Source organism: Ewingella sp. AOP8-B2-18 (assembly GCF_052376015.1).
In the GTDB taxonomy this organism is placed as follows: domain Bacteria; phylum Pseudomonadota; class Gammaproteobacteria; order Enterobacterales; family Enterobacteriaceae; genus Ewingella; species Ewingella allii.
This window is the reverse complement of record NZ_JBQSVB010000005.1, coordinates 328,965-353,203: the sequence shown is the minus strand read 5'-3', so window position 1 is coordinate 353,203 and position 24,239 is coordinate 328,965. Positions and strand designations below refer to the sequence as shown.

The following is a 24,239-nucleotide window of genomic DNA, read 5'->3' as shown; positions in this document are numbered from 1 at the left end:
TTTTTCTTTAGACACGGCTATATTCCTTACTCTTGTGCTCCCCCTTCATAGAGAGAGCACTGGATCATTGTGTTTAAACCAGTGGCTTATTTGCCACGAGCTTCAATAACGGCCTGAGCGACGTTGTTCGGCGCATCATCGTACTTCAGGAACTCCATGGAGTAAGAAGCACGGCCTTTGGTCAGAGAACGCAGTTGAGTTGCGTATCCGAACATCTCGGACAACGGAACTTCAGCGTGAATCTGAACGCCAGTAGCGTTGGATTCCTGACCTTTCAGTTGACCACGACGACGGCTAAGGTCACCGATGACATCACCAGTGTTCTCTTCCGGAGTTTCTACTTCAACCTTCATGATCGGCTCAAGCAGAACTGGTTTCGCTTTCTTAAAGCCATCTTTGAAGGCGATAGAAGCGGCCAGTTTAAACGCCAGCTCAGAGGAGTCAACGTCATGGTAAGAACCGAAGTGCAGACGCACGCCCAGATCTACTACCGGGTAACCCGCCAGTGGACCAGACTTCAGCTGTTCCTGGATGCCTTTGTCAATCGCGCCGATGAATTCAGTTGGAATCACACCGCCTTTGATTTCGTTGACAAACTCATATCCTTTCGGATTTGTGCCAGGTTCTAGTGGGTACATGTCGATCACAACGTGACCATACTGACCGCGACCACCAGACTGCTTAGCGTGTTTACCTTCAACGTCGGTAACTTTACCGCGAATTGCTTCACGGTAAGCAACTTGTGGCTTACCGACGTTCGCTTCAACGTTAAATTCGCGACGCATACGGTCAACCAAGATGTCCAGGTGAAGCTCACCCATACCTGCGATGATAGTCTGACCAGATTCTTCGTCAGTCCATACGCGGAATGATGGGTCTTCTTTCGCCAGACGGCCCAGAGCCAGACCCATTTTTTCTTGGTCAGCTTTGGTTTTTGGTTCTACCGCAACGGAGATAACCGGCTCAGGGAACTCCATACGCTCCAGAATGATCACATTGTCTGGATCACACAGAGTGTCACCGGTAGTTACGTCTTTCAAACCGATTGCCGCAGCGATGTCGCCCGCACGAACTTCTTTAATTTCTTCACGCTTGTTAGCGTGCATCTGAACGATACGGCCCAGACGTTCGCGCTGAGATTTCACTGGGTTAAATACAGTGTCACCTGAGTTGACGAGACCGGAATAAACACGGAAGAACGTCAAGTTACCCACGAATGGGTCAGTTGCGATTTTGAACGCCAGAGCAGAGAACGGCTCGGCATCATCAGAGTGACGAACTGCTGGAGTGTCTTTACCGTCATCCAACATACCGTTGATAGCTTCAACGTCGGTTGGTGCTGGCAGATACTCAACAACAGCATCCAGCATTGCCTGTACGCCTTTGTTTTTAAACGCAGAACCACAGGTAACCAGGATGATTTCGTTGTTCAGAACGCGCTTACGCAGAGAAGTTTTGATCTCTTCTTCAGTCAACTCTTCGCCACCAAAGAATTTCTCCATCAGCTCATCAGAGCCTTCAGCAGCGGACTCAACCAGTTTCTGATGCCATTCTTCAGCCAGTTCTTGCATGTCAGCTGGGATCTCTTCGTATTCGAAGGTCACGCCCTGATCAGCTTCGTTCCAGTTGATAGCTTTCATCTTCACCAGGTCAACAACACCGGTGAATTTCTCTTCCGCGCCGATTGCCAGTTGCAGAGGCACCGGAGTTGCGCCCAGACGTTTTTCAATCTGATCAACAACTTTCAGGAAGTTAGCACCCATACGGTCCATTTTGTTAACGAACGCGATACGAGGAACTTTATATTTGTTTGCCTGACGCCATACGGTCTCAGACTGTGGCTGAACACCACCAACAGCACAGTAAACCATTACCGCGCCATCAAGAACACGCATGGAACGTTCTACTTCGATGGTGAAGTCAACGTGCCCTGGGGTGTCGATGATGTTGATGTGGTGTGGTTCGAACTGCTTAGCCATACCAGCCCAGTAACAGGTGGTAGCAGCGGACGTGATGGTAATACCACGTTCCTGTTCTTGCTCCATCCAGTCCATGGTAGCTGCGCCATCATGAACTTCACCGATTTTGTGGTTTACACCGGTGTAGAACAAAACACGTTCGGTAGTGGTCGTTTTACCGGCGTCGATGTGAGCACTGATACCAATGTTACGGTAGCGCTCAATGGGTGTTTTACGAGCCATTTGATTCCTCTATAACTAGGACGTTCAAGTTCAGTTAACCCAAGCGGGTTGGCTTCTTGAAGCGCCCGCTTGGTTAGCATAACTACTGCGAAGTGATTACCAGCGGTAGTGGGCGAACGCCTTGTTGGCTTCAGCCATACGGTGAACGTCTTCACGTTTCTTAACAGCAGTACCTTTGTTCTCTGCTGCGTCAGAAAGTTCGTTCGCCAGGCGAAGAGCCATGGATTTATCACCGCGTTTACGAGCAGCTTCAACGATCCAACGCATTGCCAGGGCATTACGACGAACCGGACGTACCTCAACTGGAACCTGATAAGTAGAACCACCTACGCGGCGGGACTTAACTTCGACAGTCGGACGAACGTTGTCCAGAGCGACTTCGAAAGCTTCCAGGTGGCCTTTACCGCTACGTTGAGCCAGGGTCTCAAGAGCAGTGTAGACGATTGCTTCTGCAGTAGATTTTTTACCATCTACCATCAGAATGTTTACGAATTTAGCCAGCAGTTCGGACCCGAACTTAGGATCTGGCAGAATTTTACGTTGACCAATGACGCGACGACGTGGCATGGAAATACTCCGTTGTTAATTCAGGATTGTCCAAAACTCAAAGAGTTTATTTTGACATTAATGTAAAAATGTTTGGCCTTACTTAACGGAGAACCATTAAGACTTCGGCTTCTTGACGCCGTATTTAGAACGAGATTGCTTACGATCCTTAACGCCTGAACAGTCCAGCGCGCCACGGACGGTGTGATAACGCACACCTGGCAAGTCTTTTACACGACCGCCACGGATCAGGATCACGGAGTGTTCCTGCAGGTTATGACCTTCACCGCCGATGTAGGAGGTAACTTCAAAACCGTTAGTCAAACGCACACGGCATACTTTACGCAGTGCGGAGTTTGGTTTTTTAGGAGTGGTGGTATATACACGAGTACATACGCCACGTTTCTGCGGGCAAGCTTCCAGCGCTGGAACGTTGCTTTTAGCAACCTTCGTAGAGCGTGGTTTGCGTACCAGCTGATTAATTGTTGCCATTAAAAAGCTCCTGGATTTTGGTTCATAAACTACTTTGTAAACGCGTGTTAAATCACCCCATATACAGCATTAGCTAATATGGGGACGCAGAATTTTAGGGCTGACCTACAAAGGTGTCAAGAAATATACAGCGTTGGAGGTGATCACCATGCGATTTGCTGAGGGTGTTTTTCGGTCAGCGCGACGAAACCAGTATAGTCGATCAGCGTAATATTGTGTGAAATTTGACCAACTAATCCTCGGGCGGCTAAATCTTCACTTAGGGCATAGACAGAATGTTCTGCCGTAGCTAGATATGGGTGCGCCGCGCTGTCTTTCAAGGCCGCCAGTACGCCGTCTTGCATCAGCAGTAAAGCGTCCTGTGAGCCAATCAGACTAACAAGTGTGGGGAAATCACACGCTTGGGGAGAATTCGCTAAGGTAAAAAGCATGGTTTTTCCTGCATTAAAATGTCATCACGACATCGTATTCCGCTAACTTAGCGCGCAATTCAGCCGCCGCCAGCCTCTCAACATCCAGCACCCAGTTGTCCACACTCGACAAGCCGCGCGCCGCTAAGGACTCCTCGCAGATGAAACACTGGTCGATATCGTATAAGGATAAAACGCCGTAAGTGACGATATAATTACGCGAAAGAATTTTTTCTGGCTGTTGGTTCGGTAACAGCTGAAATACGCCATCGGCGATAAAGAACACGCCAATGTCTTCAGTTAACGCCGAGGTGGCGAGCAAAGCATCAAGTCCTTCCCTGCCTGCAGAACTGCCGTGTGGCCCATGCGTAAAAATAAAGGCGACTTTTTTCATATTGGATTACACCTTGTATTTAAAACTGCACTAGCCGATCGCAGGTCAGCGACGCTTCCGCCAAACTTCCCAGCCCGGTCAAGGCAAAACCTGATTGCAGGTTAGCAAACTCACCGCCCTGATTGCGGGCTTCATCGCCATCAATCACGCCACGGCGCAGCGCGGCTGCCACGCAGACATTCAGCGCCACGTGGTTGTCGACGGCCAATCGCTGCCAGGCGCGCACCAAGTCGAACTCGTCTGAAGCTGGCGCAGAAAGCTGATTGCCGTTCAGAACGCCTTCGCGATAGAAAAAGATGCTGTCTAACTGATGCCCGGCGGCTAACAGCGCCAGAGCAAATTGATAGGCCGCGCTGGCTTGTTGCGTGCCGTAGGCAGGGCCGGTCACCAGCAGGCAATAACGCAGTTTCAACGTTCGTTCCCCACCAGGTCGCCGCTCTTAAATTGGCGGATATAGAGATAAACCGTGTGTTTGGAGATGTTCAGACGATCGGCCACCTGGTTAATGGCATCTTTGATATCAAAAATGCCTTTCTCGTAAAGATTCAGAACCACCTGACGATTCTTGGCGTTATTCGACACGTTGCGGTCGGCATTCACCTCTTCAATGGTGAACTCCAGCGTTTGTGCCACCAAATCGTCAACCGACGAGGCGAAGTTCACCGAAGGCGCCACTTCCTGCGTTTCTGGCGGCATAAAGGTCTGCATGATTTGCGAGAAAGGCACGTCGAGGTTCATGTTGATACACAGCAGGCCGATCACTCGCTGCTCGCGATTGCGAATAGCGATGGTGACTGACTTCATCAACACGCCACTTTTGGCGCGAGTGAAATAGGCTTTCGACACATTGCTGTCGGCACCTGTCATATCGTGCAGCATGCGCAGCGCCAGGTCGGTAATAGGCGAACCGATTTTACGCCCGGTGTGTTCACCATTGGCAATTCGAATCGCCGAGCATTTCAAGTCTTCAAGAGAATGCAGAACAATTTCACAGTGCTCGCCGATAAGCATCGCCAGACCATCAACTACCGCCTTATAGGAGGTGAGAATTTCGTGGTCGGTCTGAGTGAAAGGACGTTGGTCCAGCAAATCCAGTTCGCCGGTTTCGCCAGATATAAGCGAATTAGACATCGAAGCTACCACCCTCTACATTGCGCTCGCTTGAACCAGCAATACGCATCAATCAATATTCGGGGCCTTCACTGCTATAAACAGGCAGACACCCTTGAGATCACATGGAATAGTGACGTTATGCTCGACAGGCAAACGCGTCAAGTGATCATCATAGAGTAACCGCAGTAAAATGAGGGTCACAGCCGGAATTAATCTTTCAGGCAAAAAAAACCGCCGCGTTTAGCGACGGTTTTTAGAGCAACCAAAACAGATTAGTTTGTTTTAGGTGCTGCAGCGTCAGCTGGCTGGTCTGCCGCTTTTGGGTCAGCTTTAGGCGCTGCTTTAACGTCCAGCAGTTCTACGTCGAATACCAGAGTAGAGTTTGCAGGGATGCCCGGGACGCCCGTTTTGCCGTAAGCCAAGTCTGGTGGAATGACCAGCTTGATTTTACCGCCTTTCTTAACGTGCTTCAGCCCTTCGGTCCAGCCTGGGATCACGCCGTCAAGACGGAAGGAGAGTGGCTCGCCGCGAGTATAAGAGTTATCGAACTCAGTCCCGTCGGTCAGAGTACCTTTGTAGTTAACAACTACGGTGTCGCTGTCTTTCGGCACTTCGCCAGTACCTGGTTTTTCTACCTGATACAGCAGGCCAGATTCAGTTTTCTTCACGCCTTTAGTCTTGGCGAAGTCAGCACGGAATTTGTCGCCTTTCTCTGCGTTAGCTTTAGCGTCTTGTTCAACTTTAGCCTGAGCGGAAGCCTTCACGCGGCCTTCGAAAGTTTGCAGCGTTTTCTCGATGTCGGCGTCAGACAGTTTGCTCTTGTTAGCAAACGCGTCCTGCACACCAGCGATCAACTGGTCTTTGTCCAGTTTGATGCCCAATTTCTCTTGTTCTTTCAGAGAATTGTCCATGTAGCGGCCAAGTGAAGCACCCAGCGCGTAAGCAGCCTGCTCATCATCACTATTAAACTTAGTTGTAGCAGTCGCTGCCGGTGCGGCGGCGGCTGGTGCAGCGGCAGGAGCTGGAGCAGCTTTTGCTGCATCATCTGCCATGGCCTGCGTCGCATTCAGTGCCAGTGCCATGGTGGTCGCTAACAGTGTTACTTTAAACAGTGATTTCATCCATTTCTCCAAGACCTGAAGCACGTAGCCTCAGGTAACAATAACGAAAGTACGGCGGTTACTATAACTGTCCATGTTCGAACAAGACAATCTCTATACTAACCAATAGCGTATTATTCAGAACCTTTTTGCGACAATAAGTTTCTTAATTTCCTTAAAATACGAAAACTCTCAGACAGCCCGTCAGGTAATTCCCCGCATTTGCAGGTAGAATCCGTCTATTGCAGCATAAGAGGTGAAACCCATGGACCAGAGCGCCATCGAGAAACGTTTAGAGATGCTAGAAAGCCGTCTGGCATTTCAGGAAGTGACCATTGATGAACTCAATCACATCGTCACATCACACCAGTTAGAAATGAGTCGGCTGCATGACCACCTGCGCTTATTGACCGATAAACTGCGCGCGTCGCAGCCGTCGCAAATCGCCGATCAGTCGGAAGAGACGCCGCCGCCGCATTACTAAGCCACAGGCTTACGCCGCAGCAACAAAAAAGGCACCCATTGGGTGCCTTTTTCGCTTTAACGACTTAGTGGGCCTTAGTGGCAACCACATCCGCCGTTACCGCAACCGCCTTTGCTGCCGTGGTCATGGCCGTGATCGTGATCATGGCTGTGACCGTGGCCGCCGCAGCAACCGCCGTGGTCATGGTCGTGGTCGTGACCATGGTCATGACCGTGCTCGCCGTGAACGTGGCCGTGAGCCAGCTCTTCAGCCGTAGCTTCGCGAATTGCTACCACTTCTACGTGGAAGTTCAGGTTCTGACCCGCCAGCATGTGGTTACCGTCAACAACAACGTGGTCGCCATCAACTTCAGTGATTTCGACCGGAACTGGACCCTGATCGGTGTCAGCCAGGAAACGCATACCCACTTCCAGCTCTTCAACACCCATGAACACGTCTTTAGGCACGCGCTGCACCAGGTTTTCGTCGTAGTTGCCGTAAGCGTCGTTGGCGCCAACGTGCACGTCGAATTTGTCACCGACCGCATGACCATCCAGCGCGGTTTCCAGACCGGAGATCAGGGAACCATGACCGTGCAGATAATCCAACGGTGCGCTCACCGGTGATTCATCAACCAACACACCGTCTTCTGTACGTACCTGATATGCCACGCTGACGACCAGGTCTTTTGCTACTTTCATGATAACTCCTACCGTTGGAAACTGAATGACAACAACAGTGCCGAATAAATTTGGCGAAGAGTGTAACGGAAATCCGCGCCTCTGTACCTGATAGCATACAAAAAACGCGACTATTAGCGCTACTTCGGATCAAAAATACCGATAACTTGTTCGTCGCGGCGCAAGGTTTTATCCACCTGCTCATCGGTCTGGCGTTTATGTAAACCGCACTTGATGCACTCGACCACCTCAACCTGATCTTCAATCCATAAAGCGAGGGTATCCAGCGCCTTACATTGCGGGCAAACGGCGCCAGCGATGAAACGTTTACGGGTTGTAGCCATGACTTACTCTCCAAAAATGTCGCGTCTTGCGCCTGCTTTATACATGGGGGCAGGTGAAACGTTTTGCAAAAAAAAATTTATCCGCCGGGCTTCTCGACAGCTATAGCCCGGCTTACTCGTCGTCGTCCCAGCCATCTAGCTGGCGGCGCTCGTTGTGCATTTCACTTTGGAAGATGTCTTCCAGCTCGCGCCGCGCCTCTTTCACACGGGAAATCTGCGCCACGTCGCCACGGTTTTGCGGCACCAGTTCGCGCAACATGCGCATATCCAGACGGCGGAAGTGCTGCTGCGCGCGGTAGGCGCTGTGCGGATGCATCCCCAGCGTCACCAGCGTCTTCTTGCCTAACTCCAGCGCGCTGGAGAAGGTTTCACGCGAGAAGTGAGTCACGCCCGCCTGCAACAGCTCGTGCGCTTCAACACGCCCGCGAGCACGCGCCAGAATATTCAGATGTGGGAAATGCTGCTGGCAAAGATGCACGATTTCCATCGTATCTTCCGGCTCATTACAGGTGATCACGATAGATTTAGCCTTCTCCGCGCCAGAGGCTCTGAGCAGCTCCAGCTCGGTGGCATCGCCGTAATAGACCTTATACCCATAGGTGCGCATCAGGCCGACGGCGCTGATATCGCGCTCCAGTACCGTAATACGTTTCTTGTTGGCCATCAGCAGACGGCCAATCACCTGACCAAAACGCCCAAAGCCGACGATAATCACCTGCGGCTGGTCATCCTGCACGAAGTGCTTCTCATCGCTCTCTTCATTATCGTTATAGCGGCGCACCAGAATCTTATCCACCGCCTGCATCAGCAGCGGCGTGGTCATCATCGACAGTGTCACCACCACCAGCAGCAGAGAGAGCTGCGAGGAGGAGATGACCTTCTGCGCACCGGCGGCGGAGAACAGCACGAAGGCGAACTCCCCGCCCTGACTGAGCACCGCTGAGAATTGCAGACGGACCGAGGTGCGAATGCCAAACACCCGCGCCAGCGTATACAGCACCGCGCCTTTAATCGACACCAGCACCACCACGCCAATCAGCACTTCCAGCACGTGGGTGTAAAGCACGCCAAGGTTGAGCGCCATGCCGACCGAGATAAAGAACAGCCCGAGCAGTAAACCCTTAAACGGCTCGATAGCGATTTCCAGTTCGTGCTGATACTCACTTTCCGCCAACAGCACCCCGGCGATAAAGGTCCCGAGAGCCATGGAGAAGCCGAGTGAATCCATAAACAGCGCTGAGCCGAGCACCAACAGCAGCGCGGCGGCGGTGAACACTTCGCGCACGCCGGAGGCCACGATCAGCCGGAAAATCGGTCGAAGCAGGAAACGCCCGCCAATCAGCATGCCAGCAAACGCCAGCACCTTCAGGCCAATCATGCCCCAGTTATTGGTGCCTTCAGGGCCACCGGCCAGCAGAGGTATTAGCGCCAGTGCGGGGATAACCGCGATATCTTGGAATAGCAATACCGCGAAGCCGAGCTGCCCACCTTCATTGCGGGTCATGCTCTTGTCGCGCATTAATTGCAGGGCCATGGCGGTGGAAGACATCGCCAGACCAATACCGCCAATCAGCGCCGCTTGCCATGCGAAGTCGGTCAGATAGAGCAGCCCGCCCAGCACGGCGGCGGTCAAGATCACCTGCCCCGCCCCCACGCCGAAGATCTGCCTGCGCAGCTCCCACAGCTTGCCGGGGTTCAGCTCCAGCCCGATGATAAACATCAGGAACACCACCCCAAGCTCGGAGAAGTGCAGAATTTCATCCACGTCGCGAATAAAACCTAGCCCCCACGGGCCGATGGCAATTCCGGCCAGCAGGTAGCCGAGCACCGCGCCAATACCCAACTTCTGGGCAATGGGTACTGCAACCACGGCAGCGAACAGAAACAGCAAAATCGCCGCCGGAAGATTCGAACCGTCCATTATTGATTGCCCCCGTGTGGCAGTGGAGACCTTAACCAATCGCCGTAAGCCTGCGCATGACTATGTAATACATCAGGTTTCTGGCGGCGGGCCCAATAGATGATAATCGGCGTCATCCAGTGCATATGGCACATGGCCGATGTCAGCTCGAAGGGGCGCATAATGTCCGACATCGGGTAGCGATTATAACCGCCTGCTTTATAGGCACCCTCCGGCTCGCCGGTAGTGACCACCGAGCGCCAATACTTTCCCCGCAACGCGTTGCCGCCTGCGCCGCTGGCAAAGCCGCGAGCCAAGACGCGATCCATCCACTCTTTTAGCAGCGCCGGGCAGCTATAGGTATAAAGAGGATGTTGAAAAACAATCACTTTATGGTCGCGCAACAGCTGTTGTTCGCGGTGAATATCGATGAAAAAATCGGGGTAGTGGGCGTACAAATCGTGAACGGTGACATGCTCTAATTGCTGCGCTTGTTGCAACAAAACGCGGTTGGCGACCGAATCGGGCGATTCCGGGTGGGCATACAGCAGCAAAACCTTTGGTGGCTGCGACATCAATACCTCCAAAGCGTCGTCAGGGTGCGGTTTTTCCGTTACCATGCTTCGCAAAGACTAAAAATAGGACGCAATACGTCTTGTTTAACTTATGATCGTGACAATTTAACATACTCTCAACACGGCGCTTTATGATTGTTTTCTCCTCATTACAAATCCGACGCGGCACTAACGTCCTGCTAGATAACGCATCAGCGACCATTAATCCCGGCCAAAAAGTCGGTCTGGTCGGCAAAAACGGCTGTGGTAAATCGACACTTATCTCACTGTTGAAAAACGAAATGAGCGCCGACGCGGGCAACATGACTTTCCCGAATAACTGGGCTTTGGCCTGGGTTAATCAGGAAACGCCCGCGCTTGACGTGCCAGCCATAGAGTATGTTATCGACGGCGACCGCGAGTTTCGTCAGTTAGAATCTGAATTGCACGCCGCCAACGAGCGCGACGACGGCAACGCCATCGCTCACGCCCACGGCAAGCTCGACGCCATTCAGGCGTGGACCATTCCGGCGCGCGCCGCCAGCCTGCTCAGCGGGCTGGGCTTTAGCCAAAGCCAATTGCAGCAGCCGGTGAAATCCTTCTCGGGCGGCTGGCGCATGCGCCTCAACTTGGCGCAGGCGCTGATTTGTCGCTCAGACTTACTGCTGCTCGACGAACCGACCAACCACCTTGATTTAGACGCGGTGATCTGGCTTGAAAAGTGGCTGAAAAGCTACACCGGCACGCTGGTGCTGATTTCCCATGACCGCGATTTCCTCGACCCGATTGTCGATAAAATCCTGCATATCGAGCAGCAAACGCTGAACGAATACACCGGCAACTACTCCTCTTTCGAGCGCCAACGGGCCACTAAACTGGCGCAGCAGCAGTCGCTGTTTGAGAGCCAGCAAGAGAAAGTCGCCCACTTGCAGAGCTATATTGACCGTTTCCGCGCACAGGCCACCAAGGCCAAGCAGGCGCAGAGCCGTATCAAGATGCTGGAACGCATGGAGCTGATCGCCCCGGCGCACGTGGATAATCCTTTTCATTTTAGCTTCCGTTCGCCAGAAAGTTTGCCCGACCCGCTGCTGCGCATGGAAAAAGTCAGCGCGGGCTATGGCGACACCACCATTCTGGACTCCATCAAGCTGAATCTGGTGCCGGGTTCGCGCATCGGGCTGCTGGGCAGAAACGGCGCCGGTAAATCCACGTTGATCAAGCTGTTAGCGGGCACTATGGCGCCTTTGCAGGGAGATATTGGCCTGTCGAAAGGGGTCAAACTGGGCTACTTCGCCCAGCATCAGTTGGAGTTCCTGCGCGCCGAAGACTCGCCGTTGCAGCACTTAGTGCGTCTGGCGAGTAAAGAGACTGAGCAGCAACTGCGCGACTATCTCGGCGGTTTCGGCTTCCACGGCGATAAAGTGACAGACCCGACCGGCCGTTTCTCCGGTGGCGAAAAAGCGCGTCTGGTGCTGGCCCTGATCGTCTGGCAGCGCCCTAACCTGCTGCTGCTCGACGAACCAACCAACCACTTGGATCTCGATATGCGTCAGGCGCTGACCGAAGCATTGATCGATTTCGAAGGCGCGATGGTGGTGGTGTCGCACGACCGTCACTTACTGCGCTCCACCACCGACGACCTCTATCTGGTTCACGGCGGCAAAGTCGAGCAGTTCGACGGCGATTTGGAAGATTACCAGCAGTGGCTGGTGGAGATTCAGCGTCAGGAGAGCCAGCAAGAAGCTCCGGCCAAAGACGGCGGCGTAAACAGCGCGCAATCGCGCAAAGACCAGAAGCGCCGCGAAGCCGATTTTCGCAACCAGACCCAGCCGCTACGCAAGCAGATAACCAAGCTGGAAACGCAGATGGAAAAGCTGAGCAGTGAACTGGCGGCTATTGAAGAGAAGCTCGCCGATTCCGCCATTTACGACATCAGCCGCAAAGCCGAGCTCACCGAGTGTCTGCAACAGCAAACCAAAACCAAAGGCGCGCTGGAAGAGACCGAAATGACCTGGCTCGACGCCCAAGAACAGCTCGAAGAGATGTCGAAGGCGTTTGATGTAGAGAGTTGATTTGGCTAGCCCCCTCCCCTGGAAAGGGGAGGAGCAAAACCTTAAACGCCGTCGCAGCCCCGCACAACCACGCGTCACCCTTTATAAAAAGGCTTATCACCCAGCACCGTCGCCCGATGCATAATCCGCCGCTGCGGCAGATAATCCGCATTCGCGTAATGCTGCGTCACGCGGTTATCCCAGATCGCGATATCATCCTGCTGCCAGCGCCAGCGCACCTGAAACTCGGGTTTGGTCACGTGGTTAAACAGGAAAGTCAGGATCGCCGCACTCTCCTTCTCGCTCAGGCCAACAATTCGCGTGGTAAAACCTTCGTTCACAAAGAGCGCCTGCTTGCCGCTCACGGGGTGAGTTCGAATCACCGGGTGCAGCAACGGCAGGTTCTTCTCTTTGGCTTTCTGCCACTGCTGATGCTCTTCCGGCGTCTTGCGATATTTGAATTCCTGGAATGACTTGGTGAAGTCGTGCTCGGCCTGCAGACCCGTCAGCAACTGGCGGAAAGGCTCGGACAGCGCCTCGTAGGCCGCAATGCCGCTGGCCCACAGCGTGTCGCCGCCGGTGGTCGGCAGGTGCTTTGACGCCAACACCGCAATCGCCGGAGGCGTTTCGATAAAGGTGACATCGGTGTGCCAGTTGTCATTGTCCGGCGGGTTGTCGTCGTGGGTGTCGAGCACGATGATCTCTTCGACATCCGGCGCGTGCGGGTAAACCGGATGAATGTGCAAATCGCCGAACCGCGCGGCCAGCGCTCGCTGCTGCGCCGGAGTGATCGGCTGATTGCGGGCAAACAGCACCTGATGCTTGAGCAAAGCGTGGTAGAACTGCTCAAACTGCGCGTCAGACAGGGGGCGAGTCAGGTCGATATTCTCAACCTGCGCGCCGATATACGGGCCTAACGGCGTGATAATCAAACGTTCGTTCATTGCTGTTCTCCGTGCCACGGGGTGAGTTTGCGCTGTAAGGCGCGCAGGCCGATTTCAAGACTAAAGGCGATCAGCGCGATCACGCTGATGCCCGCAATAACCACATCAGTCGCCAAAAACTCACCGGCGGACTGCACCATAAAACCCAAACCGCGCGTGGCGGCAATCAGCTCGGCGGCCACCAGCGTGGACCAGCCGACGCCGAGGCCAATCCGAATGCCGGTCAGAATTTCCGGCAGCGCGCTCGGCAGCACCACATAGCGCAGTACCTGTAACTTACTGGCGCCGAGGGCCTGCGCGGCGCGGACTCGCACCTGAGAAACGCTGCGCACGCCCGCCACGGCGGAGAGCGCCACCGGGGCGAAAATCGCCAGATAGATCAGCAGAATTTTCGAGGTTTCGCCGATACCAAACCAGATCACCATCAGCGGCAGGTACGCCAACGGCGGCACCGGGCGATACAACTCAATCAGCGGGTCCAAAATGCCGCGCACCGTATCATTCAGCCCCATAGCAATGCCCACCGGCACGCCAATCACCACCGCCGCCAGCAGCGCGATCAAAATGCGCGTCAGGCTGGCCGCCAAATGCTGCCACAGCGTGGCGTCCATAAAGCCTTGCGGGCTGGCGATGACATACAGCTGATGCAGCACCTGCTGCGGCGCGGGGAGAAACAGCGGGCTGATGAGTTTCAGCGCGGTCACCGCCCACCACACCACCACTAGCACCAGCAGCGTGGCAATGCTCAGCCGCACGTTGCGCGGAATGCGCGCCAGCCATGAGCGCCGAGTGGCGGCCACGGTGGTTTGATTGTTGAGCGCAGAATCCAGACTCATATCAACACCTCGCGCTGCTGGAAGACTTTACTCAGCACGTATTCACGCTGAGCAATAAACTGCGGGTCTGACTTAATGGCGCGGCACGGCTCGCCGTTGGCGTAACGCTGGCCGAAGTCGAGCTTCAGGCGTTCTACCACCTGCCCCGGCCCTGGCGAGAGCAGCAACAGCTCGCTGGCGAGGAACACCGCCTCCTCAATGTCATGGGTAATGAGCAAAATTTGTTTGCCGGTGTCGCGCCAAATAGTCAGCAGAAGCTCCTGCATCTGTTCGCGGGTAAAGGCGTCGAGTGCGCCGAAAGGCTCATCTAACAGCAGCAGGCGCGGGTCGGCGGCCAGCGCGCGAGCAATACCCACTCTCTGACGCATCCCGCCGGAAAGCTGCCAGATGAAGTGCTGCTCGTAGCCTTTCAGCCCGACTTTATTAAGCATGCGCAGCGCGGTTTCCCGGCGCTGGCTCTTGTTGATGCCCGCCAATTGCAGGCCGAACTCCACGTTGCTCACCACGTCGCGCCACGGCAGTAATCCCTCATGCTGGAACACCACGCCGCGATCGGCACCCGGCCCGCTGACCGGCACGCCGTCGAGGGTGATAGAGCCGCTCGATGCAGGCAAAAATCCGGCAATCAGGTTGAGTAAGGTGGTTTTGCCACAGCCCGACGGGCCGAGCACCACCACCAGTTCGCCGCTGGCAATATGCAAGGAGATATCTTTCAGGGCCGGGCGGCCCTGATATTCCGCCGAAAGGTGCGAGACGTTAAGCATGGCGTTCTCCTCAGGATTTCGGGCTAGCCTGAACGGCTTTGACGAACTGGTTGGTCACGTAATCGCTGTAGTCGTCGTCCACCTGCTGCACTTTGCCCTGCTCTTTGAGGAACGCCGCGGTGTCTTTAATGGCTTTATCCACCGGCTTACCCAGCTGGGTGACCTGCTCGTCCACTGGCAAATAACGGTTACCTTTCACTAAATCAGGCACTTGCTCGGCCGGAACGCCACTCAGGCGCGATAGGGCGTCAAGATTGCCTTTGTCCTGTAGCCACTTCTCTGGCTGTTGCAGGTAATCTCCCTGCGCTTTCAACGCACTGCGGGCAAACGCGGTGACAATCTCAGGATGCGCTTTGGCGAAGTCCTTGCGCACTACCCACACGTCGAGAGTTGGCGAACCCCATTTGCCGACCTGCGAGGAGTCCGTCAGCACCTTGCCGGTTTTCTCCAATTCATTCACCGCCGGAGCCCAAACATAAGCGCCGTCAATATCACCCCGCGCCCAGGCGGCGGCGATGGCCGGTGGCTGAAGATTCACGATGGTGACCTGTTTAGGGTCGATATCCCAATGTTTGAGTGCCGACAGCAGGCTGTAATGGGTGGTGGAGATGAAAGGCACCGCGATGCGCTTGCCGACCAAGTCTTTCGGATCTTTAATCTCTTTCTTTACCACCAGCGCTTCCGAGCTACCCAGCTCAGAGGCGATCAAAAACACTTCAATAGGCAGCTTCTGGCTGGCGGCCACCGCCAACGGGCTGGAGCCGATATTGCCAATCTGCACATCGCCGGACGCCAGCGCACGCAGCACGCTTGAGCCGCTGTCGAACTTGCGCCAGTCAACCTGCGCGCCGGATTCTTTGCCAAAACTGTTTTCCGCCTGCGCGACTTTCGCCGGCTCCGCCGAGGTTTGGTAGGCCACGGTGACATCCGCCGCCTGTGCGCCAAAAGCCGCAAGACTCAAAGCCAGCGCCACGCCGTGTAACTTGAAATAACCAAAGGTTTTGCTCGCCATAAGAAATTGCTCCGCACAGGATTTAAAGGGGGTTATCAGACCGTTTTGGCGGTTTGTCAGACAGTTTTAGCGGAGCCGCAAAAGGATAGAAAGTAATTAGAAATTATCTTTAATTACTTTATGGAATATAAGAAGGATTTAAAAAGGCCTCTCGTGGGAAGCCTTTGACGAGCCAGAGGTTTTTTTAATGCCAAATCAACAACACGCAGGCCGCAGTCAATACACCCATGGCGACGTTGAAGGTGTACCAGGCGCGGCGGGTGCTGAGCAGGCGGCCAATTACGGTGCCGAATCCCAGCCAGATAACGCCTGACACCAGATTCACGATGAAAATCCCGACGCTGATGGCCGCGATTGAGTGGTTATACTGCGCGCCAGCCAGGCTAAAACTGGCGACTGCGCCCAGCCCCATCAGCCAGGCTTTTGGGTTGAGAAATTGCAGCAGCCAGCCCTGATACCAGTAGAGCGGCTTCGGCGGCGCGGCACCCACTTCTAATCTTTCATAAGCTGAAGTCGCGATTTTCCACGCCAGCCAGAGCAAATAGAGGCTCCCGGCGATTTTCAGGAACAGGTGCAACGCGGGGTAAACCATAATCAAGCTGCCGACGCCAAACGCCACCAGCAGCACCACGCTTTGCATGCCAAGCATGATGCCAATTAACAGCCAAATTGAGCGGAAGAACCCGAAATTAGCGCCAGAGGTGGTCAACAACATATTGTTCGGACCGGGTGTAATAGCAGCGACCCACAAAAAGCCAAGCATTGAAAAGAATAAACTAGGTTCCATTAAGTTTGGGTACTCCACCCTGAAGAATATGCGTTAGGATTAAAAGCTATCAGTGTGATTTAGCTCGCACAATCATTACTTATCAAAAAACCTTATATCTTATGTATGAATCGTTCCAGCCTATTCGTGGGGCCGCAAACCCGCACCTGCAAACCATCCTGCCCCGGTTGGTTCGACGCCGCGTGCAGCTTGAACCACACTGGCAGCGACTGGACACGCCGGATGGCGATTTCATTGATTTAGCCTGGAGTGAAGACCCGGCGCTGGCGCAAGATAAGCCGCGCATGGTGCTGTTCCACGGGTTGGAAGGTAATTTCTACAGCCCTTATGCCCACGGGCTACTGCACGCGTGGCGCGAGCAGGGCTGGCTGGGGGTGGTAATGCATTTTCGCGGCTGTAGCGGCGAGCCGAATAAGCAGCAGCGCATCTACCATTCTGGCGAAACCGAGGACGCGCGCTTCTTCCTCAACTGGCTGCGGGAAACTCATGGCGACGTGCCAACCGGCGCGGTCGGCGTCTCGCTCGGCGGCAATATGCTGGCCTGTTATCTCGGGCAAGAAGGGATTCGCTGCCATCTGAAAGCCGCGGTGGTGGTATCAGCGCCGCTGATGCTGGAACCCTGCGCGCTAAGGCTGGAGCGCGGCGCTTCGCGCTTTTACCAGCGCTATCTGCTGGAGCAGCTCAAACTGAACGCCTCGCGCAAACTGGCGAAGTACCCCGGCACCCTGCCGGTTACGTTGCAACAGCTGAAATCCATTAAGCGCCTGCGCGAATTCGATGACGCCATTACCTCCAAGGCCCACGGCTTCGCCGACGCGCTGGACTATTATCGCCGTTGCAGCGGCATGCCGTTGCTGTCGCAGGTGCGCATTCCGCTGCTGATCATTCATGCCAAAGACGACCCCTTTATGACGCCGGAGGTGATCCCCCCGCTGGCCGACCTGCCGCCGGGCGTCGAGTACCAACTGACCGAGCACGGTGGCCACGTCGGCTTTGTGTCCGGCAGCCTGCGCAACCCGCAAATGTGGCTGGAGCAGCGTATTCCGGCGTGGATCGCTCCCTATTTAACTGACTTTGATGCAAAGTCCTCCCTGTTTATTGGCAAGTAGCTTTAGGAAAGTAACCCGTGATTATTCCGTGGAAAGAACTGGACGCAGAGATCCTCACCAACGTGATTGAAGCCTTTGTGCTGCGTGAGGGTACCGACTACGGCGAGCAAGAGCGCACGCTGGAGCAGAAAGTCGAAGATGTGCGCCGCCAGCTAAAAAGCGGCGAGGTAGTGCTGGTGTGGTCAGAACTGCACGAAACGTTGAACATCATGCCGCGCGGCCAATTCCGCGCGGGGGATGAAGAGCGTCAGGATGAATGGAACTAGCGAAATCAGAAACTGCTTGAGCGCCACGGACGGCGTTTAAATTTGTCACTTCCTGCCCTTGCGGCCAGGCTGTTCGCCGCCTGCTGCGAGCGCACCATCACTTCCCGCTCATTGACCCGCGTCAGCTGGCCGTTACGCAAAACTGGCTGGCCGTCGACAAACACGTCGGTGACTTCGTGGCCCAGCGCCGAGTAAACCAGCGCCGAAACCGGATGATGCACCGGCGTCATCGCCGGGTGGTTAGTGCCAATCACTACCACATCCGCCTTTTTGCCGACTTCCAGCGAGCCGATTTCATGCTCAAGGCCAATTGCCCGCGCGCCGTCTATGGTCGCCATCTCCAGCACCTTTTCGGCAGTCATGATAGTGGGGTCGCGATGCACGCCCTTTTGCACCAGCGCCGCCATTTTCATCGCATGAAACAGGCTGTGGTTGTTGCTGCTGGCCGGGCCGTCGGAGCCTAAGCCGACGGTCAAACCCGCCGCCAGCATCTCAGGAATCGGCGCGACGCCGGAAGCTAAGTACATGTTGCTGCACGGGTTGTGCGAAACCCGCACGTCGTAATGCTTCAACGTGCGGATGTCGCGGCTGCTGCACTGCACGCAGTGTACCGCCAGCACGTCGGGCCCGAGGAAGCCGATGTCGCTGAGAAACTCGGTATCCGTGCTTTGAAAACGCAGCTGCGACTGGGCAATCTCAAAATCGGTTTCCGCCACGTGGGTGGTGATCAGCGCGCCAGTTTCATTCGCCAGCTCGCGGGTGCCGCGCAGCACTTTTTCGTCAAGCGCCCAAATCATGCTTGGCGCAATGCCGACCTTCACCCTGCCGCCTTCGCGGTTGTAGTGATAAATCAGCTGGCGGGCGTCGGCCAGCGCCGCCTCGGGGATTTCGATTAGCTCGGTGGGAATGCCGTGTTCGGCCCCCGCCGTGATAAACCCGCGACAGACGCGACCACGAATGCCCGTCAGTTCAAAGGCTTCCACCACTTTGGCGGTCAAGCCGGGGCGCGGATGGGCATACATGAAATCCACCAGCGAGGTGACGCCGGAACGCAGCGACTCCACGCAGCCGTGCATGGCGGCGGCGAACACGTCCTCTTCCGTCAGCTCCACCGCGCTCGGCCCGGTCATGCAGGTGAACCACTTTTTCAGCACCATATCATCGCCCAGCCCTTTCAACAGGGTCTGGAACAGATGGGTATGGGTGTTGACCATGCCGGGAATGATGATGGCGTCGCGGCAGTCCAGCACTTCAGACTCAGGATGGCTGGCGACCAGTTGCTGGCGCGTGCCAATCGCCCGAATTCTGTCACCTTCAATCAACAGGCTGGCCTGCTCCAACACATCGCGCTGCGGGTTCATGGTGACCAGCCAGCCATCGGCCAAAATATAAGACATTTACTCTCCTGCCGATTAAGCCGAAAGCTGGGTAAGCAGCTGGTCAGAATCGGTAACAAAACCAAAGCACTGGCGAACGTTGTACAAGGTGGCGTCCAGACAGTATTGCGGCGAGGTAGTGGCGCAGCAGTCCTCCAACAGCAGGCAGTCGTAGCCCTGGAAGTTGGCGTCCTGCAAGGTGCAAAGCACGCACTGGTCGGCATTCACTCCGGCGAACAGCAGCGTAGTGACGTTGAGATTGCGCAGAATGCTGTCCAGCTCGGTGTCTTTGAAGCCGGACATGCGATATTTATCCACGCTGATATCCCCGGCCTGCTTGGGCAGCTCGTCCACCACGGCGGCGGCCCAGCTGGCGTGTTGCAGCACCGGCGCACCGGAAACCGGCAGCGGATCGCCCAGCCCCACGCCTTCTCCCGTCGGCTTGTAGACGTGCAGCACGGCCGGGCTGAGGTTCAGCTTGTCGGCGCGGTTGCCCCAGTTGAGCCAAATCACCGGAATATCCGACTGGCGCGCCACCGGCAGCAGGCGCTGCAAAGGCGCAATCGGGCCACGCGCGGGGGTGACGTCGACGCCAATATGCCCCAGCCAGCCGTCGGGATGGCAAAAGTCATTTTGCATATCGATGACAATCAGCGCGGTACGCTGCACGTCGAGCCGAATCTGCCGGTCGCCGTCAGCCACCGTGATGGTCTGCGGCGGCACGGCGTCGCGCACTAAATCCACCTGCTGCGCGGAGACGTGCCACTGGTTGCGCGGGCTGGCCCCTAAAGGAATTAAATCAGACTGCCGTGAACTCATGCCGCCTCGCTCCCCGCCGCCCCGCTCAGAACGCGCAGGTCTTCTTCGTCCAGCTCGACCGGCTCGCCGCCGCGAATCAGCTCGGCAAAGCCTTCATTCGGAGTCATCACCGTCAGGGTATAGAGCTTCGAGCTACCGGTATTTTGAATCAGATGCTCATTGCCCGGCGCGAGCAGCAGCGCGTCGCCCTGCTTCAGCGCCATCTCTTTGCCGTCGCAGCGCGCAATACCTTCGCCGTGCAGCACGTAGAAAAACTCGTGGGCGGTGGCGTGCTCGTTCGGCGGCGTCGCGCCACCGACTTTAAAAATCTCAATCACGAAGATGTTTTCAATCTGATCCTGCTCATGGTCGAACAGGATGGCGAAGTAGTTGGTATCTTTCGGGCTGATACGAAAAGCCTGTGCAGACTTGACGTTGGTACCACGGAAACTGTGCAACATAGTGACTACTCCTTGTGATAGGGCTGGGTCAGTGCGCCCGGCTGAACGGTTTTGCCGACGATGCCGGACATCGCCAGAATGGTAAGTAAGTAAGGCAGGGCCAGCAGCACCTGCGCCGGAAGCGCGTTGTCGAACAGCTGCAAAGAGAGCTGCAGCGCGTCGGCAGCGCCGAAAATAAAGGCCGCCAGCAGGGCTTTAACCGGGCTCCAGCGACCGAAAATCACAATCGCCAGCGCGATAAATCCCTGCCCGCTGACAATGTTGTCGCGAAACAGGCCAATCTGCGCGGTGACCAGATAGCCTCCCGCCAGCCCTGCGCCAAGGCAGGAGAGCATCACGCCGTAGGTTCTGACCCGCTGGACATTTAGCCCGGCGGCGTGGGCGGCGCGTGGGTTCTCGCCGACGGCGCGCAGCGTTAAACCAAAGCGCGTGTGGAACAGGCCAATCTGCGCCACGGCCACCAGAATCAGCGTCAGATAGAGCGGCCAGGGCTGATTAAAGAAGATTTTCCCCACCACCGGCAGCTGCGACAGGCCGGGGATCGGCAAGGCGTTGAACATGTCGATGGTCGGCGAGGTGGCGTTGCCCATCACCAGACTGTAGACATAGGTGGCAATGCCCGCCGCCAGAATGTTGAACACGATGCCGACCACCACCTGACTGGCGAGCGCCCGCAGGTAGAGGAACGCCAGAAACAGCCCGACGATTAAGCCACCCACGCCACCGGCGAAGAAGCCGAGCACGGTGGAGCCAGACCACACCGCCACCAGATAGCTCGACAGCGCGCCCATCAGCACCGTGCCTTCAATGCCGATATTCAGCACCCCGGAGCGTTCGGCGTAGATTTCCCCCAGAGAAGCCAGCAGGACCGGCCCGGCGAGGCGAACCGCCGCGGCTAACCACGTGATGAAAAATGCAGTGTCCAGATGCGCCCACAGACTCATGATTTGTTCTCCGTGGCGGCGGCCAGCGGGGTTTCTGCCCGCCCCGGCCAATTAATTCGGTAATAGCGCAGAATGTCTCCGGCGAGGATCAACAGCACCACGAGGCTTTCCAGAATGAAAATCACCGAGGTCGGCAGGCCGCTCTGGCGCTGCATCGCGCTGCCACCCACTTCCAACCCGCCGTATAAAATGGCCGTCGGGATCACCACCAGCGGATTGAGCCGCGCCAACAGGGCCACGACCACGCCGACAAAGCCGACGCCGCCGGCTAATCCGTCCATCAGCCGATGCTGCACGCCAAGCACCGCGCACAGCCCGGCCAGCGCGGCCATGCCGCCGCCGAGGAACACCGCCAGCATCTGGCGGCGCACCACGTTGATACCGCCATAGCGCGCGGCTTTCGGGTTCAGGCCGCTGACAATCATTTCGTAGCCGACCGGCGTGGCGCGGATCAGCACCCACACCAGCACCGAGCAGGCCAGCGCAATCAATAAGCCCATGTGTGCCCGAACGCCGGGTAAAATCATCGGCAACCAGCTTTCCACCGGCAGACGCGGAGTCTGGGGTAAGTCGCCCGGCGCGCGCATCGGGCCAGAGACTAAGTATTGGATTAGGAAGGCCGCCACGTAGTTAGCCATCAGCGAGATAAGCACGTCATTGCCGCCGAAACGCACGCGCATAATGCCGACGATGCCCGCCCAAATCGCCCCGGCCGCAAAGGCCGCGACAATCACCACCGGCCAGAAGGCCCACGCGGGCAGCATGAAGGACATGCCCTGCGGCGTGCCCCCCAGCGCGACATAAGAGGCCGCCGCCGCGCCCACCAAGAAGCAGCCTTCAAAGCCGATATAACCCAGCCCGCCGCGCCAAATCACGATGGTGGCCTGAGCAATCAAAATCAGCGGCGTGGCCTGTACCAGCGTCTGGCTAAAGCCGCGCAGCGAGCCAAAAGCCTCGGCGAACAGCGAACCAAAGGCGGTCAGCGGGCTGGCGCCAAAGGGAATAAACAGTAAACCGGCCAGCACGAAGGCGGCGACTAGCGCCAGAGCCGTGGTGAGCACCAGCGAGAGGGTGGAATCCACCGGCGCATGGCGGCGCGCTAACAACGCTTTCATGATGCCTCCTGCAGACTGCTGCCCGGCTTGAGATTCTTAAGCTTGCCACCGGCCATCAGCTCGCCAATTTGTTCAGTGGTCGCCTCGGCGGCGTCCAGCACCCCGGCGATTTGCCCGGCGTACATCACCGCGATGCGGTCGGATAAATTCATAATTTCTTCCAGTTCGGCGGAGATCATCACAATCGCACAGCCCTGCTGACGTGCTTCCAGCAAGCCTTGCCACACGGCCTCCACTGCGCCGACGTCCAGCCCGCGCGTCGGCTGCTCAACCACCAGCAGCCGTGGGCGACGCAGCACTTCACGGCCTAAAATCAGTTTTTGCAGGTTGCCGCCGGAGAGCTTTCCAGCTTCAAAATCGAGATCCGGCGTCACTACGCGGAAGTGGTTCACAATCTCCTGCGCCTTGGCGGCGATGGATTTTTTGCTGAACAGCCAGCCGCGCGCCCGCGCATGTTGCCGGGGGGCGCCGAGAATGGCGTTATCACTGATCGACATGGAAGTGACAGAGCCGACGCCACGGCGGTCTGCGGGAATAAAACCGATGCCCGCGCCGCGCCGCTGGGCGGGCGTGAAATCGGAGATATCGACGCCGCCCAGTACAATGCGCCCGGCCTCGATGGGCCGCAGGTTGAGCAAGGCGTCCGCCAGTTCTGACTGCCCGTTGCCGTCAACCCCGGCGATGCCGAGGATCTCTCCGGCGCGGACTTTCAGCGCCACGCGCCAAATTTTCTGGTTTCCGGCTTCATCGCGCATGGCGATGTTGTCGATATGCAGCACCTCTTCGCCCGGTGTCTGCTGGGGCTTTTCCACCCGCAGCAGCACGTCGCGCCCCACCATGCGGCGGGCTAAATCGGTTTCTGACGTCTCTGTTACGGCGACGCTTTCGACCATTTTCCCGCTGCGCATCACGCAAACGCGGTCGGCCACCGCCATGATTTCATAGAGTTTATGGGTGACGATCACCACCGAGCGGCCTTCGGCACGCAGCGAGTCCAGCGTGGCAAACAGCCCCTCTTTTTCGCGCGGCGTCAGTACCGCCGTGGGTTCGTCGAGAATGAGCACCTTGGCATCGCGGTACAGCAACTTAAGGATCTCCACCCGCTGCTGAACGCCAATCGGCAGATGTTGGATCTTGGCCCAGGGGTCAACCGCCAGCCCGTGTTTGTCCGAAATCTGTTGCAGACGCCTGGCGGCGGCGTGCAGATCCAGATAGCCGCTGCGCGTCTCTTTCAGCCCTAAAATTACGTTTTCCACCACGCTCATCGGCTGAACCAGCATGAATTCTTGGTGAACCATGCCGATGCCCAGCCGAATCGCGTCGCCGGGGTCCTTAATGCTGACCCGACGGCCTTCTACCAAAATATCCCCGGTGTCGGCCTGATATAAGCCGTACAAAATTTGCATCAATGTACTTTTGCCTGCGCCGTTTTCCCCGAGCAGGGCGACAATTTCACCGGCCGCAATGGTCATATCGACCTTATCGTTGGCCCGAACCTTGCCGAACTGTTTACAGATACCGCGCAGTTCGACGACCGCGTCAGTAACGGAGGTGGATAACGTCATGCAACTTCCTCAGG

Annotated in this window: 27 protein-coding genes; 4 read left to right on the top strand and 23 right to left on the bottom strand. The window is 56.2% G+C overall.

From position 1 onward, the window contains the following. Positions 1-86: 86 nt before the first annotated feature. The 8 genes from fusA to fkpA form a co-directional block, all read right to left on the bottom strand. Positions 87-2,201: an elongation factor G gene (fusA, locus tag ACT3RR_RS13225; protein ID WP_353503555.1), complete on the bottom strand. Its 2,115-nt coding sequence runs from the start codon at positions 2,199-2,201 to the stop codon at positions 87-89. Positions 2,202-2,297: 96 nt separating this feature from the next. Then, positions 2,298-2,768, bottom strand: coding sequence for a 30S ribosomal protein S7 (rpsG, locus tag ACT3RR_RS13220; RefSeq protein ID WP_005969574.1), 471 nt, complete (start codon positions 2,766-2,768; stop codon positions 2,298-2,300). A gap of 96 nt (positions 2,769-2,864) precedes the next feature. Continuing rightward, complete coding sequence (rpsL, locus tag ACT3RR_RS13215; protein ID WP_013573668.1) at positions 2,865-3,239, bottom strand: 30S ribosomal protein S12; 375 nt, start codon at positions 3,237-3,239, stop codon at positions 2,865-2,867. Positions 3,240-3,382: 143 nt separating this feature from the next. Next, positions 3,383-3,670: a sulfurtransferase complex subunit TusB gene (gene tusB / locus ACT3RR_RS13210; protein ID WP_353503556.1), complete on the bottom strand. Its 288-nt coding sequence runs from the start codon at positions 3,668-3,670 to the stop codon at positions 3,383-3,385. Positions 3,671-3,683: 13 nt separating this feature from the next. Further along, a complete protein-coding gene (gene tusC, locus ACT3RR_RS13205; RefSeq protein WP_496200481.1) occupies positions 3,684-4,043 on the bottom strand; it encodes a sulfurtransferase complex subunit TusC in 360 nt (119 codons plus the stop codon). A 19-nt stretch (positions 4,044-4,062) separates the two neighbouring features. Further along, on the bottom strand, positions 4,063-4,455 hold the full coding sequence (tusD, locus tag ACT3RR_RS13200; RefSeq protein ID WP_185689107.1) for a sulfurtransferase complex subunit TusD: 393 nt from the start codon (positions 4,453-4,455) through the stop codon (positions 4,063-4,065). After that, positions 4,452-5,174: a helix-turn-helix transcriptional regulator gene (locus tag ACT3RR_RS13195; RefSeq protein WP_353503558.1), complete on the bottom strand. Its 723-nt coding sequence runs from the start codon at positions 5,172-5,174 to the stop codon at positions 4,452-4,454. The genes tusD and ACT3RR_RS13195 overlap by 4 nt, the downstream gene beginning before the upstream one ends. A 254-nt stretch (positions 5,175-5,428) precedes the next feature. Continuing rightward, the gene (gene fkpA, locus ACT3RR_RS13190) at positions 5,429-6,277 is read right to left on the bottom strand and encodes an FKBP-type peptidyl-prolyl cis-trans isomerase (RefSeq protein ID WP_353503559.1); all 849 of its coding nucleotides are present in this window, start codon (positions 6,275-6,277) and stop codon (positions 5,429-5,431) included. A 244-nt stretch (positions 6,278-6,521) separates the two neighbouring features. On the opposite strand from fkpA, the gene ACT3RR_RS13185 reads away from it, so the two are divergent. Further along, a complete protein-coding gene (locus tag ACT3RR_RS13185; protein ID WP_034793707.1) occupies positions 6,522-6,740 on the top strand; it encodes a protein SlyX in 219 nt (72 codons plus the stop codon). Positions 6,741-6,814: 74 nt separating this feature from the next. Here ACT3RR_RS13185 and slyD read toward each other — a convergent pair whose 3' ends face one another. The 4 genes from slyD to kefG form a co-directional block, all read right to left on the bottom strand. After that, positions 6,815-7,420, bottom strand: a complete 606-nt coding sequence (slyD, locus tag ACT3RR_RS13180) for a peptidylprolyl isomerase (protein WP_034793709.1) — start codon at positions 7,418-7,420, stop codon at positions 6,815-6,817. A 119-nt stretch (positions 7,421-7,539) separates the two neighbouring features. After that, entirely contained in the window at positions 7,540-7,743 is a 204-nt protein-coding gene (locus ACT3RR_RS13175) for a YheV family putative zinc ribbon protein (protein WP_034793711.1), read from the bottom strand. Between the two features lie 112 nt (positions 7,744-7,855). Then, complete coding sequence (gene kefB / locus ACT3RR_RS13170) at positions 7,856-9,664, bottom strand: glutathione-regulated potassium-efflux system protein KefB (protein WP_441656198.1); 1,809 nt, start codon at positions 9,662-9,664, stop codon at positions 7,856-7,858. Further along, a complete protein-coding gene (gene kefG / locus ACT3RR_RS13165; protein ID WP_100936566.1) occupies positions 9,664-10,218 on the bottom strand; it encodes a glutathione-regulated potassium-efflux system ancillary protein KefG in 555 nt (184 codons plus the stop codon). The genes kefB and kefG overlap by 1 nt, the downstream gene beginning before the upstream one ends. Before the next feature lie 131 nt (positions 10,219-10,349). Here kefG and ACT3RR_RS13160 point away from each other — a divergent pair, with 131 nt between their 5' ends. After that, positions 10,350-12,269: an ABC transporter ATP-binding protein gene (locus tag ACT3RR_RS13160; RefSeq protein WP_496200480.1), complete on the top strand. Its 1,920-nt coding sequence runs from the start codon at positions 10,350-10,352 to the stop codon at positions 12,267-12,269. 74 nt (positions 12,270-12,343) lie between these two features. Here ACT3RR_RS13160 and tauD read toward each other — a convergent pair whose 3' ends face one another. From tauD to ACT3RR_RS13135, 5 genes are all read right to left on the bottom strand, one after another. Next, the gene (gene tauD, locus ACT3RR_RS13155) at positions 12,344-13,192 is read right to left on the bottom strand and encodes a taurine dioxygenase (RefSeq protein WP_496200479.1); all 849 of its coding nucleotides are present in this window, start codon (positions 13,190-13,192) and stop codon (positions 12,344-12,346) included. Then, the gene (tauC, locus tag ACT3RR_RS13150; protein WP_353503563.1) at positions 13,189-14,028 is read right to left on the bottom strand and encodes a taurine ABC transporter permease TauC; all 840 of its coding nucleotides are present in this window, start codon (positions 14,026-14,028) and stop codon (positions 13,189-13,191) included. Before tauC ends, tauD begins: the two co-directional genes overlap by 4 nt. Continuing rightward, a complete protein-coding gene (tauB, locus tag ACT3RR_RS13145; protein WP_496200478.1) occupies positions 14,025-14,792 on the bottom strand; it encodes a taurine ABC transporter ATP-binding subunit in 768 nt (255 codons plus the stop codon). Before tauB ends, tauC begins: the two co-directional genes overlap by 4 nt. A 10-nt stretch (positions 14,793-14,802) precedes the next feature. Next, positions 14,803-15,804 (bottom strand): taurine ABC transporter substrate-binding protein, encoded by a 1,002-nt coding sequence (tauA, locus tag ACT3RR_RS13140; protein WP_496200477.1) that lies wholly within the window; start codon positions 15,802-15,804, stop codon positions 14,803-14,805. A gap of 184 nt (positions 15,805-15,988) precedes the next feature. Beyond that, positions 15,989-16,591: a LysE family translocator gene (locus tag ACT3RR_RS13135; RefSeq protein WP_496200476.1), complete on the bottom strand. Its 603-nt coding sequence runs from the start codon at positions 16,589-16,591 to the stop codon at positions 15,989-15,991. A gap of 101 nt (positions 16,592-16,692) precedes the next feature. Between ACT3RR_RS13135 and ACT3RR_RS13130 the strand changes: the two genes are divergently transcribed. Both ACT3RR_RS13130 and ACT3RR_RS13125 read left to right on the top strand, forming a co-directional pair. After that, positions 16,693-17,700, top strand: a complete 1,008-nt coding sequence (locus tag ACT3RR_RS13130) for a hydrolase (protein WP_496200475.1) — start codon at positions 16,693-16,695, stop codon at positions 17,698-17,700. Between the two features lie 17 nt (positions 17,701-17,717). Further along, a complete protein-coding gene (locus ACT3RR_RS13125) occupies positions 17,718-17,966 on the top strand; it encodes a YheU family protein (protein WP_185689099.1) in 249 nt (82 codons plus the stop codon). A 5-nt stretch (positions 17,967-17,971) separates the two neighbouring features. Here ACT3RR_RS13125 and ACT3RR_RS13120 read toward each other — a convergent pair whose 3' ends face one another. The 6 genes from ACT3RR_RS13120 to ACT3RR_RS13095 are packed head-to-tail and all read right to left on the bottom strand — an operon-like array spanning position 17,972 to position 24,225. Next, positions 17,972-19,363: an amidohydrolase family protein gene (locus ACT3RR_RS13120; RefSeq protein ID WP_496200474.1), complete on the bottom strand. Its 1,392-nt coding sequence runs from the start codon at positions 19,361-19,363 to the stop codon at positions 17,972-17,974. Between the two features lie 15 nt (positions 19,364-19,378). Then, positions 19,379-20,161 (bottom strand): cysteine hydrolase family protein, encoded by a 783-nt coding sequence (locus tag ACT3RR_RS13115; protein ID WP_353503569.1) that lies wholly within the window; start codon positions 20,159-20,161, stop codon positions 19,379-19,381. Beyond that, positions 20,158-20,601: a cupin domain-containing protein gene (locus tag ACT3RR_RS13110; protein ID WP_496200473.1), complete on the bottom strand. Its 444-nt coding sequence runs from the start codon at positions 20,599-20,601 to the stop codon at positions 20,158-20,160. The genes ACT3RR_RS13115 and ACT3RR_RS13110 overlap by 4 nt, the downstream gene beginning before the upstream one ends. A gap of 5 nt (positions 20,602-20,606) precedes the next feature. Continuing rightward, the gene (locus ACT3RR_RS13105) at positions 20,607-21,545 is read right to left on the bottom strand and encodes an ABC transporter permease (protein ID WP_486031577.1); all 939 of its coding nucleotides are present in this window, start codon (positions 21,543-21,545) and stop codon (positions 20,607-20,609) included. Continuing rightward, on the bottom strand, positions 21,542-22,660 hold the full coding sequence (locus tag ACT3RR_RS13100) for an ABC transporter permease (protein ID WP_496200472.1): 1,119 nt from the start codon (positions 22,658-22,660) through the stop codon (positions 21,542-21,544). The genes ACT3RR_RS13105 and ACT3RR_RS13100 overlap by 4 nt, the downstream gene beginning before the upstream one ends. Beyond that, the gene (locus ACT3RR_RS13095; RefSeq protein ID WP_496200471.1) at positions 22,657-24,225 is read right to left on the bottom strand and encodes an ABC transporter ATP-binding protein; all 1,569 of its coding nucleotides are present in this window, start codon (positions 24,223-24,225) and stop codon (positions 22,657-22,659) included. Before ACT3RR_RS13095 ends, ACT3RR_RS13100 begins: the two co-directional genes overlap by 4 nt. Between the last annotated feature and the right edge of the window lie 14 nt (positions 24,226-24,239).